Origin of the sequence: Bacillus swezeyi (assembly GCF_001969815.1) — a bacterium.
In the GTDB taxonomy this organism is placed as follows: domain Bacteria; phylum Bacillota; class Bacilli; order Bacillales; family Bacillaceae; genus Bacillus; species Bacillus swezeyi.
In genome coordinates this window covers 21,022-33,517 of record NZ_MRBK01000026.1, presented here as the reverse complement: position 1 = coordinate 33,517, position 12,496 = coordinate 21,022, and the positions used below count along the sequence as shown (strand labels likewise).

The following is a 12,496-nucleotide window of genomic DNA, read 5'->3' as shown; positions in this document are numbered from 1 at the left end:
ATCTGACCATTGGAAGATCAATAAATACGATGAACAGGAGCGAAAACCTGGATGTTATAACACGGGGTGAAAGTATGGTTCTATTCAAGCCGGATTCGACAGGTCCGCTCAGATATGTAGATTCATATAGGAAAACAGTGGGCGGGGCGGAGACACTTCTCGCGTCGTTTTCGATGACCAGGCTCCTACGGCTGTATTTTTTAAAGAAAGAATGACCAATAAAGGATCCGAACATTTACTATTACCGGAATCATTCAGCTGCCAGTTTGCTATCTCCTGATGATTTGGACGAAAACTATCTCCAATCGGCCAAATACCTTCATTTGACCGGAATCACTCCAGCTTTAAGTGAAAGCTGTAAAGAAACAGTGGATGAAGCGATCAAACCGGCAAGAAAACATGAGAAGACCATTATTTTCGACCCGAATATACGTTTGAAATTGTGGTCTAAAGAAAAGGCCAGGCAAGTACTGATGGAAATTGCCGGGCAGGTGGATAGTGTGTTGCCAGGCATAGAAGAGGGGGAACTTCTGACGGGATCGAGTGACCTTGAGAAAATCGCCAAAGTTTTCTTAAATCAGGGAGCGAAAGTTGTCGTAGTCAAGCTTGGGAGTGAAGGAGCGTATTTTGCCACAGAAAGTGAGAGGGCATATGTTTCAGGATTCCAAGTAGGCGAAGTAGTGGATACGGATGGATCTGGAGACGGTTTCGCAGCAGGTTTCATCTCAGGGTTATTACGTGGATGGGGCTATGCGAAAGCTGTCAAGTTCGGCAACCGGATCGGAGCTTATGCTTTATCTGTGGAAGGAGATATGGAAGGCTATCTTTTCTGGGGGCAAGTTAATCCTGACCAATCTCAGCGAATAATTTCTCGTTAAAATGTGTGCGTTGATCAATAAAGTTACTCTACTCAATCGTTAAGTAGAAAGTGGTGTCGTGGCTGTTATCCGTAAAGTCCCCGAACATGCTGTTGAACAGGTATGTGAAAGTCTGATTAAAGGCGGTGTAAATGCGCTTGAGGTAACCGTCGATGATCCGAATGGACTCGCTGCCATCCGAAAATTGACGACTGTCTTCAAAGGTCAGGCAATCATTGGAGCAGGAACCGTCCTGGATAGTGAAACGGCAAAACAGGCGATCGATAGCGGAGCTGAATTCATCGTAAGCCCGGTGTTAAACGAACACGTTGTGAAAACGACGCTTCGGTATGGCAAACTATCTGTTCCAGGGGTCATGACGCCGACGGAGGCCATTACGGCTTATGAGATGGGAGCCGACATGGTGAAAGTTTTTCCGGCCTCTTCTGTAGGGGTTTCGTTCATTAAGAACATGAAAGGGCCGTTACCCCAAATCCCGACCAAATGCGGCAGACTTTAAATGGCTGGAGCAGTTGCGATTAGTGCAGGCGGGAACCTTGTCAATCATACTTTAATTGCAGAGGCGAATTTTGCTGAATTTGAACAAATCGCTACTCCTATACCGAAGCTGTAAAAAAAGCGAGATCATAATCCTTCTTTTCCGTAGAGAGGACGAGTTGCAAAATTTATAGGCCTCTCGTGTTGACTACCATAAGGGAGAGGGTGAACGAATATTGTCAGCGGATATCCTTCATCAGCTGCTTCAGGAAACGGATGAAGAAAAATCACTGTTACAGCAAAGTAAACAAGTGAAAAAAGACCTCTACACAAATAGGCGGGATTTTATTATTCAAAGTGAGAAGCTGATGGACTCAGATAAAATGATCATGATCAGGAAACATGCAAGATATGCGGATTTTCCGAAGCATAAGCATGATTATATCGAGATGAATTATGTGTACAGCGGCAAACTCGAGCAAACCGTAGGGGAGACCCCGATCCGGCTGAAACAAGGTGAATTGATTCTGCTCAATCAGTTTATTGAGCATGAAATAAAAGCATGTGAGCGAGAGGATATCATTATCAACTTCATCATCCGCCCCAGGTTCTTTGAATATATTTTTACCTATTTGACGACCGATAATACAGAGAATACGATGAATGATTTCCTGATAAACAGCCTCTTTGAACATACACAGAATGGACAGTTCCTTTATTTTGCCGTCTCTGAAATGGAGTCCATCCAGGCGCTCGTCAAACGGGTGATCAGGGAAATTATGGAGCCGAGCCTCTTGTCTCAGTCCTCGATCAAGCTATATATGGGTTTACTCATAATTGAGCTCGTCAAACATTCTGATAAACTGAAAAAGCTTAACGAGTGGAACCTTGAACACCAGATGATCATGAAAGCCTTAAAATATATCGAAGACCATTACCGGATGGCCAATTTATATGAGCTGGCAGAAGAATTGAATCAAACCCATTATTGGCTCAGCAAAAACATTAAAAAAATCACGAACAAAAACTTTAAAGATTTATTACAGGAGAAACGATTAAGTGTAGCGGTGAATCTATTGAAAAACAAGCATCTTTCAATTTCCTCCATCGTGGAACAGGTAGGGTATGACAACATCAGTTACTTTTACCGGATTTTCAAAAAGAAATACGGAGTCACTCCGAAACAGTACCGCGACCAATTTGGAGATCTAGAAGTGTGGCGATGAATCATGTGCTCCGCTTCTTTTTTAATGCGCCAAATAAGGATAGAAAACGGGTTGAAAAGAGGCGCGATTCCGAATCAGGGGCTGGCTGTTCAATACATCCCATCTTCTTTTCTATTGCAAATAAGGATAATAAATGAATGAATGAGGTTATTAAAAAAAACGGGTGAACCCTTTATGATAGACATAGTTAGCGCTTACATAAAGAGGTGATGATGTGAGTAAATACAGTATAGCCGTGGACATAGGAGCTTCCAGCGGCAGGTTAATGGCAGGCAAGATGGAAGAGGACAGGTTAATCCTTCAGGAAATCCACCGTTTTGAAAATAAGATAAGCAAAAACGGAGTGTTTTTCTGTTGGGATATCCAGAAGATTTTTCATGAAATCAAAGCCGGGATAAAGAAGTGTCGTAAGGCTGGAATAGATCCCGTAAGTATCGGAATTAATACGTGGGCTGTTGATTTTGTCCTGTTGGATGAGAATGATGAATTGTTGACGGACGCTGTCTCCTATCGTGATCCAAGGACAGATGGGATGATGGAGGAAGCCCTTCAAATCGTGAGTAAGGAGAAACTGTATTTCGAAACCGGCATCCAGTTTCAAAAATTCAATACGATTTATCAGCTTTATTACTTGAAAAAGAATCACCCGGAAATATTGGATAAGGCAAAATCCTTTCTCATGATTCCGGATTATTTGAACTTTTTACTAACGGGTGTGAAAGCCAATGAATATACGAATGCCACATCCACCCAGTTGGTGAATGCCTTTACGAAACAGTGGTACAAGGAATTGATGGAACAGTTAGGCATTAATCCTTCCATGTTTCACGAAATAAAGCCTCCTAAAACAAAGCTTGGCCCTTTGAGAAAAGAGCTGGCTGACGAATTCGGTTTTGATATGGAGGTCATTTTACCAGCAACGCATGATACGGGTTCAGCTGTCCTGTCTGTCCCGTCTGCCGATGAGACGATTTATCTCAGCTCAGGGACGTGGTCTCTCATCGGAGTTGAAAATCGATTTCCGATTTGTGTCCCAAAGGCAATGGATTACAACTTCACGAATGAAGGGGGAATCGATTATCGTTTTCGCTTCTTAAAGAACATTATGGGGCTTTGGATCATCCAGGAGGTCAAGCGGAATTACCATGATCACTATTCTTTCGCGGACTTTGTAGACTTAGCCCATGAGGCCAGTCATTTTACATCTAAGGTAGAGGTGGACGATCAACGCTTTTTAAACCCTGAAAATATGGTGGAAGAGATTCGGAAGTACTGTGCAGAAACGGATCAGGTCCCTCCTTCAACGCCGGGAGAAGTCGCTAAATGCGTGTTTGACAGTTTAGTAGATCGTTATAAACAAGCGATCCGGCAAATTGAGGAGATTTTTGAAAAAGAGTTCTCCACGATCAATGTGATTGGTGGTGGATGCCAGAATGAAATGCTCAATCAGCTGATTGCAGATTCGACGGGGAAAGAGGTGCTCGCCGGACCGGTAGAGGCTACGGCGATCGGAAATATCGTTTCACAATTACTCTCCCTCGAGGAATTGGACAGCATCGATCAGGCCAGGAACCTTATTAGACGGTCCTTTCCTATTAAACAATACGTAAAGGTTTCCGCATAAAAAAGGAGGAATAAGACATGACCATTAAAGAAAATTTTGAATGGGCGAAAAAAGAGTATGAAAAATGGGGCGTCAATGTAGAGGATGCCCTGGAAAAATTAAAGAACGTACCGATTTCGATTCACTGCTGGCAGGGGGATGATGTCGGCGGGTTTGAAGTGAATCAACAGGAGCTTTCGGGAGGAATCGATGTGACTGGAAATTACCCGGGTAAAGCATCGACCCCGGACGAACTCAGAAGAGATTTGGAGATGGCGCTTTCCCTGATCCCGGGTCACCATCGGATCAACCTTCACGCGATCTATGGAGAAACAAAAGGAAAAGTGGTTGAACGGGATGAACTGAAGCCCGAACACTTTGAAAACTGGGTCAATTGGGCAAAAGATAATAGACTTGGCCTGGATTTCAATCCCACCCTGTTCTCTCACCCGAAAGCGGATGACGGGTTAACGTTGTCCCACCCGGATCCATCTATCCGAGACTTTTGGATTCGTCACTGTATCGCCAGTCGTAAAATTGGAGAATACTTTGGAAAAGAGTTAGGAACACCTGCCCTGACGAATATATGGATCCCTGATGGTTACAAAGATATTCCGAGTGACCGCCTGACGCCAAGGAAACGATTGAAGGAATCATTGGATGAGATTTTTGCCGATGAGGTCGATGAACAATACAATGTGGATGCTGTAGAAAGTAAGCTGTTCGGAATTGGATCGGAAGCCTATGTAGTGGGTTCTCACGAATTCTATATGGGATACGCCTTGAAGAACGACAAATTATGCTTATTGGATACAGGACACTATCATCCTACAGAAGTCGTATCGAATAAAATTTCGGCCATGCTATTATACAGCGATCAGGTCGCTCTCCACGTTTCCAGGCCCGTAAGATGGGATAGTGATCATGTGGTCGTTCTGGATGAAGAACTGAAACAAATCGGAATGGAAATTGTCCGAAATGATGCGCTGGATCAAGTCCGTATAGGGCTGGACTTCTTTGATGCAAGTATTAACAGAGTCGCAGCCTGGACGATTGGTACACGAAATATGATCAAAGCTTTATTATATGGTTTGCTGCTCCCGAATGATTATTTGAAGGAATTGCAGGAAGCGGGGAATTTCACGGATCGTTTAGCCTTGATGGAGGAGTTCAAAACGTATCCGTTCGGTGCCATCTGGGATTATTATTGTGAGGAAATGAATGTTCCTGTCAAAGAAACATGGTTGAATGATGTCCGGCAATATGAAAAAGAATTTCTATCCAAGCGATCCTGAAAAACGAGTTCGCATTGCTTTTCTATATAAAAACATCCACCACTGAAGTGGTGGATGTTTTTTTGAAACAAGAGAAAAGGGATAGATTTCAGGTGAAATTTCTCTCCCTTTTCCTTCAAATGACTTCCTGTTGAGAAACTGTATCGACTACTGTGACCTCTACACCTTTTTCTTCCAGCTGTTGCAGGACGGAAGGGGAGGCGTAATGATCTGTAATCACCCTGTGAATGATATCTAATTGATCGATGCGGGAGAAATCCTGAACGCCAAATTTGCTGTAATCGACTAAAACATACGTCTGTTCTGCACTATTCACCATCGTTCTTTTTATGATGGCCTGATGTTCGTCCGATTCACTTATCCCTCGTTCGATATGAAGCCCTTTGCATGAAATGAAAGCTTTATCAACAAAATACGTTTTTAAAGAAGCTTCGGCTAAAGGGCCAACATAAGAGAGTGATTTAGACAATAATGTTCCGCCTGTTGAAATGACCGTAATCTCTTTCTTATCGCTCAATTCCAGAGCTGCTTTTATGGAATTGGTGAGGACGGTTAGCGGTTCATCAGGTAAAGCTTTAGCCATGTACCAGGCTGTTGTGCTGGCGTCTAAAATGATTTTATCCCCAGCTTTAACATGCTTTACAGCTTCCAGAGCGATCTGCTTTTTTTCTTTGACATTTATGATTTCACGTTTGGTATAAGGGATTTCTGATGAATCCGAAGGTTGAAGGCTGACGGCTCCCCCGTGACTTCTTGCCAACTTTTTATTCTTTTCCAGCTTTTCTAAATCCCTTCGGATGGTTTCTTCTGTAACGGAGAAAATTTTACTCAATTCCGAAACCCTTACACTTTCCCGTTCATTGACAAGTTCAACAATTCTTTGTTGTCTTTCAGCTATTAGCATTTACACACCAACTTTCTATAAATCGAGGAAAATTGCCTGTTTGATTTTAAGGATAGCATATATGATCGATGAAAAAATCTCTTCTTTACTCGGTGAAGTACTTTTCAGGAGGGTTTACAGCAAATCGTTTAGCAAGATCCTTTAATTCCTGATCTGTAATCATTTGTCTGATTCCGTTTTTGTGGGTACTTGTCAGCATATAGATGTGTGCTGCTTTTTCAACGGTTTCGAGTAGTCCGAATGCTTCCGATAAGGATTTACCTGCACCGAAAATTCCGTGATGTGGCCATACTACAAGCCGGAAGTCCGTCATCTTATCAGCCGTTTTCCTCCCGATTTCATCCGTGCCTGGAACCATCCATGGCAGGATCCCAATCCCTTCAGGAAAGACAACGAGACATTCTGTGCACATCTTCCAGAGTGTTCTTGTAAAAAGGACTTCATCCAGTTCATGGTTGAAGGTCATGGCAATCAAATGTGTAGTGTGGGAATGCATGATGACCTTATGGGAGGGATCTTGTTTCAAACGGGTGATATGGCTCATGAAATGCGATGCCAGTTCACTTGTAGGCGAAGATCCATCACGCAGTCCCCATAATAATTCTATACTTTCACCATCGGAACTGACACGTATAATTCCGAGACATTCTTCCGGGGTTTCCCGAACATGCCTGAAGTATTTTCCGGACCCTGTCACGATAAAGTATTTACCGGCAAGTTCAGGAACAGGAAAAGCTAAATCTATAGTTCGCAATACATGATTCACATTTAAGCAGTCGGAGACTTCCCCCTCCTCCAATAAGCAGCTGATATTTCCGCCATTTAACTCATCCCATCCACGATTCCACATGTCATACGTATTATTCATCATATCTTGTATAAAAGGTGCGTCTAAAATGGTTTGATTCACTTTTACTTTGTTAATTACACTCATCTTGTAAATCCTTTCCGCTAACTAAGCCTTTATTTATTTTTGATCTCCTGTAATTTTCTTTCTACATCGGCTCCACTTGAAAAAAAGCACCTGTATATGGACACACCTCAACAGCTTCTGGCTAAAAAGCATTCCTTTCTTCAAAAAACTACGGAAAGATGCTTTATGAAGTTTTGGAACCCATCTGGATGAAGTGTTTTCTTTTACCACAACCTGTAATATCTATCTCCATGATAACCTTGATCATCCCTCAAAATCAACAAAAACAAAAGTAAAAAAAGGTCATTATTTGTTTTTTTGTTGCGATTAATAGATAGACTCCATTATCCTTTCTTTGCAACAGGATGAGATCTGATGATCGCTGGTTAGTCATTCCCGTGGAGAACGCTCGAACTTCTAGCGTCTGCCATACATTCCTTTTACTTCAGGTGAAAAACTTCTTGTAAATCAAATGAAACCGGACTGTGATCCGGATGCGTTTCCATCACAGGACTCATATACTCCCACCATTTTTGATTAATTTCTGTCTCCGCCATTTCACTCCATAGCTGCTCATCCTTGATCTCAATTAACCAATACAGTTCGCTCGTCTTTGGGCCTTCTCCGGCCCGATTTCCTGATGCCTCTTTTCCGTATTCTTGTTGTTGGCCGGGATAAACTTTCATCATAAATGCTTTTCTCAGCATATTTTCGCCTCGTTTACTTTAGTCCCATTGCCTCATGGATTCTTTGAAGGTTACCTACATATTAAAGTCACACACCCTATAAGTCAACATAAACAAAAGAAAATAAAAGTTATTTCTTTGTTTTTGTTGACTTATTTCTTTTGTAATTTTATGATAATAAAAGAAATTCCAATTCAATAAAGGGTGGAGGATAACATGAAAGAAGTGAAAGCGTTAACAATGGAATATCAAATGTATATTGATGGCGAATTTGTTGATTCGAGTAATCAGGAAACGATTGAAGTCACAAACCCTGCAACCGAGAGCGTCATTTCTACCGTGCCAAAAGCAACCCTGGAAGATACGCAAAAAGCCATTGAGTCTTCCGAACAAGCACAAAAAGAATGGAGAAAAAAATCATCCTCTGAGAGGGCAAAATATCTATTTGCGATTTGTAATGAGCTTCGCAACAATGTGGACGAGTTAGCTGCTGTCATTTCGGAAGAGATGGGGAAAACATTTGACCTGGCGAAGGTTGAAGTGAGTGTAACGGCAGATTATTTCGAATACATTGCTGGTTGGGCGCGCAAGTATGAAGGGGAAATCGTTCCGAGTGACCGGGAAAACGAAAACATTTTAATTTACAAACAACCGATCGGAGTAGTGGCCGGGATTTTACCGTGGAACTTCCCGTTCTTCCTCATAGCAAGAAAAGCAGCACCAGCTCTATTGACCGGCAATACGATTGTACTTAAGCCGAGCAGTATTTCTCCTAATAATGCTTTGGAATTTGCGAAAGTTCTTGACAAAGTAGGGCTGCCGAAAGGGGTCATCAATATTGTCACAGGAGCAGGCAGCGTAGTAGGCGAAGAACTTTCCAAAAACCCAAAAATCAGCATGATCAGTCTGACTGGAAGTACAGATGCCGGAGCGAAAGTGATGGAGAAAGCATCTCAAAACATTACAAAAGTTTCGTTGGAATTGGGGGGAAAAGCACCATCGATTGTCATGGACGATGCGAATATTGATTTAGCCGTTAAATCAGTCATAGACTCCCGTGTGATTAATACCGGACAAGTATGTAACTGTACAGAGCGTGTTTACGTTCATGAAGACGTATCAGAGGAATTTATAACAAAAGTTACAAAAGCTATGTCTGAAGTGACCTTTGGTAATCCATTAGAAAATAATAATGTGGACATGGGACCACTTTCCAGCGAAGATGGTTTGAAGAATGTGGAAGATATGGTAGAACGTGCTGTTGAAGGAGGCGCCAAAGTCCTTACAGGCGGAAAGCGGGTGGACGGTACAAAAGGTTATTACTATGAACCGACTGTATTGGTCAACGTTGATAACAGTATGGAAATCATGCGCGAAGAAATATTCGGACCTGTTTTACCGATTTCTACTTTCTCGACGTTAGATGAAGCTATCGAGCTTGCTAATGATTGTCAATATGGTTTAACTTCAGCCATTTTTACACAGGACATCAATCATGTGATGAGAGCAAGCAACGAATTGGAATTTGGTGAGACTTATGTCAACCGTGAAAGTTTTGAAGCTATCCAAGGATTCCATGCGGGTTGGAAGAAATCTGGTATAGGCGGAGCCGATGGGAAACATGGACTGGAAGAATTTTTGCAAACTCATGCCGTCTATATCCAATATTAATAAATGGACTTTTTATATGAGCCTGTCGGAGAAAACCCGACAGGCTATTTATTTTGTCTCTTACATACTCCTGCTGTTCGGGGCTCTGGCATTTTTGCTACAGCCACGGTAACAGAAAAGCCAATTGTAAGATAAAAGTCAATCTCAGGAACCGTACAGAGGATTATGCAGAAATATAACATTCAATGCCAAGTTAATGTAAAAAGAAAGTGTACATCGCGGGTGAAAGTAAGTTTATTGTGCCCAATCTTCTTAAGCGAAATTTCAAGGTAGATCGTCCCAGGGCGTTGTGACCTACCAAACTGTTGCTGATGCCCATAAGTTGGAATATAAGAAAGCAGAACCTCTATTATCTGCAAAAAAGTCTGTATTCGCATAGTAAATGACTTGACGAATACCACTTTAATCACATTCTCATGACTGATTTTTGACTGGATATTGCTCATGAACATTTATATGACAAAGTAGGTCGGATTCTAAAAATCCGACCTACTTTTGTTTTTTCGATGAAAAAGCTGGCTATTAGGACCTTGTCAGGTCCCTTTGCCAGCTTGTTTAGATTCATAGCAGCGAACACAAGCATCGTCTGTAGGACAATTTTTTCTTCTTACCCCTCAGGGTTGTCCAGCGAGGCCCTGCTTGTGTTTTAAGTCCGCAAAAACACGTTCAATCGTTTTTTTTGTGTTTGGCATAGATTCGTTTATTCTTCTCCGTATGCCGAAGATGATCAGCGTCATCTAAATGATCCTGCCAGGTGTGCCGATGAATCGTCTTTCGATGATTTCGGCTAAATCCGGGGACACTGAATCTCCAAATGGTTCAATAAATCAATAAAGACGCTACATGCTTCGAATGGCATCAAGAATACCGATATAATTTATGCTGGACAGAAAATTCGTATCAGGTAAAAAGCAACCTAAAAAAGACAAAAAAAGAGTTGGATGGTATCAGGTAGCAATCCTTTTGCATTCAACTCTAATTTTATTTTCTGGTTATGTTAAGTAACTCTATGGAAAAGAGACTAGTGCTTAAATAAAGTCTTTTTATCAAGGGAAATTTCAGAACTATATTTTTTATTTCCTTGTCTCCACTTGACTTGAACTGTCATCTTATGCCCATCTAATTGAGATTCTTCTAATTCTGCTAAAAACGAAACGGATTTTTCTTTAGATTCGCCATTATCAAAAGTCCCGCCAGAATAATCCTTCATAGGTGTTTCAGTTTTATCATTCAGAGCAACTTCATTATCAAATTTAACCACAAGTTGTTCTAAATAAGTTTTGCCAATATTTTTTTTATGTCCGATCCAGTATAAAGCTCCACTATATCCAGAGGCAATTTCACCTTTTTTAATAGTTACTTCCCAGTTTTGATCCTTACTTTTTCCTTCCCATTTTGGGTATTCTAACTTGTAATAATAGAATAATTTAAATCCGAAAAATAACACTAAAAAAATTACAAAAACACTCGCCATAAAAATAAAAGATCTTGAATACTGTTTAATCAAAGAAAATCCTCCCAAAAAGATAATTTCTTTATCCTTTAAGAACAAATAATATATACATTGTATTATATTTCTAAAAAAAGCAGGAAGAAAAAAATAGCACTAAGTTTCTGTTTTAAGCTCCTAAAACTATGGGGGCAAGAACTTATTCGACATCATGGACCACTGTTTCAGATTTTTATGGATACTGGGCGGGTACAAAAAAACAAAAGGTTTATAATTTAACAAGCCCTAAACAGGCACCTAAATATGTAAAAAAGGTGATGTTATACGAATTCGCTCAAAATCATCCAAAAAATGGGTTATTATTGGTATTATTTATGATGTATATAAAGGATATCCTTTGTCTAAAGCCCGAAGAAATACATGAAAGAATCACCTCCTGTTCATACTATGACGGGAGGTATGCGGACTTATGATGCAACTATGGATAACTGGTTTTTTGTTATTGGCTCAACCCGCCGGGGTCTCAGACAGCTTAACGGTCACCCAGCAAGGGCAGACGATTGCTGTTGTGGACCGTGAGGACTTTACAATGCCGCTTTCCGGCACTCCAATGATTGATGATGAAAAATACAGTCAATTCATCGAACGGCTTGATCAGAAAATTTACCAAGCCCCCAAAAACGCCGAAATCAATGACTCGGGAAGAATCGTCCCTGGAAAGATAGGTTACAGGCTTTATCGACAGGCGTTTAAGGAAAAATTTTATGCCTATTTTTTTGGACATGGCCCCTCAAAGGTAGAAGCGCCGGAATTGAACATTTATCCGAAAGTGGACAGCGAATTGCTTTCCCATATCCGGACACAGCAGATTGGTCAATACGTAACTTATTTTAATTCCGGCAATAAAAGCCGCTCACACAATATTTCGCTTGCCGCACATGCAATTGACAATCATGTTGTGTTCCCTAATGAGACGTTTTCATTTAACCAGGTTGTCGGGATGAGAACTCAGGACAAAGGGTATATGCGTGCTCCTATTATCGTTAAAGGCGAGTTGTCTGAAGGAGTTGGCGGAGGGATTTGCCAAGTATCTTCAACATTGTTTAATGCTGTCGATCGTGCAGGGCTGAAAATCGTCCAGCGCTATTCCCACAGCAGACGCGTACCCTATGTTCCATCCGGACGCGATGCGACGGTAAGCTGGGGCGGTCCCGACTTTCGCTTTCAAAATAAATATAATCAGCCGGTGCTGATTCGTGCAAAGCGATCTGGAGGAAGTATGGTTATCACGCTTTACTCTTCTGATGTGGTTAACAAGGAACTGCGAAAAGTTCCAAAAGCCCCATCCCAGTTACCAAAAGAAATCAATGCTGAGCTGTAATGACATTCTTTC

General features: G+C 41.4%; 11 protein-coding genes and 1 pseudogene. 7 read left to right on the top strand and 5 right to left on the bottom strand.

The window, feature by feature from the left end:
- Positions 1–218 precede the first annotated feature (218 nt).
- The 5 genes from BTA30_RS18440 (at position 219) to rhaA (ending at position 5,479) form a co-directional block, all read left to right on the top strand.
- Positions 219–878, top strand: coding sequence for a sugar kinase (locus BTA30_RS18440; RefSeq protein WP_326140344.1), 660 nt, complete (start codon positions 219–221; stop codon positions 876–878).
- A gap of 58 nt (positions 879–936) precedes the next feature.
- Positions 937–1,377, top strand: a complete 441-nt coding sequence (locus tag BTA30_RS18435) for a bifunctional 4-hydroxy-2-oxoglutarate aldolase/2-dehydro-3-deoxy-phosphogluconate aldolase (protein ID WP_239693560.1) — start codon at positions 937–939, stop codon at positions 1,375–1,377.
- 214 nt (positions 1,378–1,591) lie between these two features.
- The gene (locus tag BTA30_RS18430) at positions 1,592–2,581 is read left to right on the top strand and encodes an AraC family transcriptional regulator (RefSeq protein ID WP_076762750.1); all 990 of its coding nucleotides are present in this window, start codon (positions 1,592–1,594) and stop codon (positions 2,579–2,581) included.
- Between the two features lie 214 nt (positions 2,582–2,795).
- A complete protein-coding gene (rhaB, locus tag BTA30_RS18425; RefSeq protein WP_076762749.1) occupies positions 2,796–4,205 on the top strand; it encodes a rhamnulokinase in 1,410 nt (469 codons plus the stop codon).
- Between the two features lie 17 nt (positions 4,206–4,222).
- Positions 4,223–5,479, top strand: coding sequence for an L-rhamnose isomerase (rhaA, locus tag BTA30_RS18420; RefSeq protein WP_076762748.1), 1,257 nt, complete (start codon positions 4,223–4,225; stop codon positions 5,477–5,479).
- 115 nt (positions 5,480–5,594) lie between these two features.
- Here rhaA and BTA30_RS18415 read toward each other — a convergent pair whose 3' ends face one another.
- The 3 genes from BTA30_RS18415 to BTA30_RS18405 form a co-directional block, all read right to left on the bottom strand.
- On the bottom strand, positions 5,595–6,383 hold the full coding sequence (locus BTA30_RS18415; protein WP_076762747.1) for a DeoR/GlpR family DNA-binding transcription regulator: 789 nt from the start codon (positions 6,381–6,383) through the stop codon (positions 5,595–5,597).
- An 85-nt stretch (positions 6,384–6,468) separates the two neighbouring features.
- Entirely contained in the window at positions 6,469–7,317 is an 849-nt protein-coding gene (gene rhaD, locus BTA30_RS18410; RefSeq protein WP_076762746.1) for a rhamnulose-1-phosphate aldolase, read from the bottom strand.
- A gap of 419 nt (positions 7,318–7,736) precedes the next feature.
- On the bottom strand, positions 7,737–8,003 hold the full coding sequence (locus BTA30_RS18405; protein WP_076762745.1) for an L-rhamnose mutarotase: 267 nt from the start codon (positions 8,001–8,003) through the stop codon (positions 7,737–7,739).
- 195 nt (positions 8,004–8,198) lie between these two features.
- Between BTA30_RS18405 and aldA the strand changes: the two genes are divergently transcribed.
- Positions 8,199–9,653 carry an aldehyde dehydrogenase gene (gene aldA, locus BTA30_RS18400; RefSeq protein ID WP_083696830.1) on the top strand — a complete coding sequence of 485 codons (1,455 nt, stop codon included), beginning with the start codon at positions 8,199–8,201 and terminating at the stop codon, positions 9,651–9,653.
- A 442-nt stretch (positions 9,654–10,095) separates the two neighbouring features.
- On the opposite strand, the pseudogene BTA30_RS23970 reads toward aldA, so the two are convergent.
- A pseudogene (locus tag BTA30_RS23970) lies at positions 10,096–10,442 on the bottom strand (transposase); the annotation flags it as partial.
- Positions 10,443–10,674: 232 nt separating this feature from the next.
- On the bottom strand, positions 10,675–11,160 hold the full coding sequence (locus tag BTA30_RS18395) for a DUF4944 domain-containing protein (protein ID WP_076762744.1): 486 nt from the start codon (positions 11,158–11,160) through the stop codon (positions 10,675–10,677).
- Between the two features lie 412 nt (positions 11,161–11,572).
- Here BTA30_RS18395 and BTA30_RS18390 point away from each other — a divergent pair, with 412 nt between their 5' ends.
- Positions 11,573–12,484, top strand: a complete 912-nt coding sequence (locus tag BTA30_RS18390) for a VanW family protein (protein WP_076762743.1) — start codon at positions 11,573–11,575, stop codon at positions 12,482–12,484.
- Positions 12,485–12,496 lie beyond the last annotated feature (12 nt).